Consider the following 1,395-nt stretch of genomic DNA (forward strand, 5'->3'; position numbering starts at 1 on the left):
TGACCGTGGCGGCCTCGATGTTGCGGCGCATCGCCGAGAGTGCGGCCTCCCGCAGCAGAGCCGAGCAGTCGGCGGCCGAGTAGCCATCGAGATCTGTTGCCAGCGCCTCGATGTCGACGTCGTCGGCGAGCGGGACGTTGCGTCCCGAGGTGCGCAGGATGTCGGCGCGTGCCTGCGCATCCGGTGGTGGGACGAAGACCAGTCGCTCGAGTCGGCCCGGCCGGAGCAACGCCGGATCGATCAGATCCGGACGATTGGTGGCACCGAGGACGACGACGTCGGCCAGCGGTTCGACGCCGTCGAGTTCGGTGAGCAGCGCGGCGACCACGCGATCGGAGACCCCGGAATCCGACGACTGACCGCGCCGGGGCGCCAATGCGTCCACCTCGTCGAGGAAGATCAGGGAGGGCGCGGATTCCCGTGCGCGGTCGAACAAGTCACGAACCGCGCGCTCGGAGGCGCCGACCCATTTGTCCATCAGTTCGGCGCCCTTGACGGTGTGTACCGAGAGCCGGCCCGACGCGGCCAGCGCCCGTACCACGAAGGTCTTGCCGCAGCCGGGCGGTCCGTAGAGCAGCACCCCGCGCGGCGGATCGACACCGAGTCGGGTGAACGTGTCGGGATGTTCGAGCGGCCACAGTACAGCCTCGGTGAGCGCCTGCCGGGTCTCGACCATGTCGCCGACGTCATCGAGCGTGATCGATCCCAACGAGACCTCCGGCGACGTCGCACGCGACACCGGTCGGATCACCCCGACGGCGCCACGCAGGTCCTCGGCGGTCAGTGCCGGTGCGGCCGTCGATCCGGCCGCGGTCACCCGGGCCGCCGCCCGCAGGGCCGCCTCCCGGGTCAGCGCCGCGAGATCACCGGCGACGAAACCAGGTGTCCGTGAAGCGATCTCGGAGAGTTGCAGATCTCCCTCGGTGGGCACCCCGGTGAGGATGGCCGCGAGCAATCGGCCGCGCAATGCCGCGTCGGGCAGCCCGATCGAGAGCTCCCGGTCGCACAGTTGGGGATCGCGCAATCGGGTGTCGACCGCTGCCGGTTGTGTCGTGGTGGCGATCAGTGCGATCGTGCCAGGCTGATCATCCTTGCCGGCCAACGCTTCTCGTAGGGCATCGAGGAGGAGTGTGGAGACCGGTTCGGCCTCGGTGGGCAGCAGGGCGTCGACGTCGGTGATCAGCAGGACCCCGCCGCCGGGACGCAGTGAGGACACGGCGTCGGTGACGGTGCGTAGTCGCGAATTCGCCTCGGTCGCACCGACGGTCGGGCCGTCGATCACGGCCAGCGGCCGCCCCGCCGCCACCGCGCGTACCAGCGTCGCCTTGCCCACCCCGGCCGGGCCGGTCAGCAACACTCCCAGGCGCGGGACCGCACCCAGGGTGCGCAGCACCT

At 70.6% G+C, this 1,395-nt stretch carries 1 protein-coding gene; it reads right to left on the reverse strand.

Annotated elements, in window-relative coordinates:
- The coding region (locus B1964_RS21670; RefSeq protein ID WP_139765825.1) for an AAA family ATPase at positions 1-1,395 on the reverse strand (1,395 nt) is incomplete at both ends.

The sequence above is a fragment of the Gordonia sp. i37 genome (genome assembly GCF_002043085.1).
Lineage (GTDB): Bacteria > Actinomycetota > Actinomycetes > Mycobacteriales > Mycobacteriaceae > Gordonia > Gordonia polyisoprenivorans.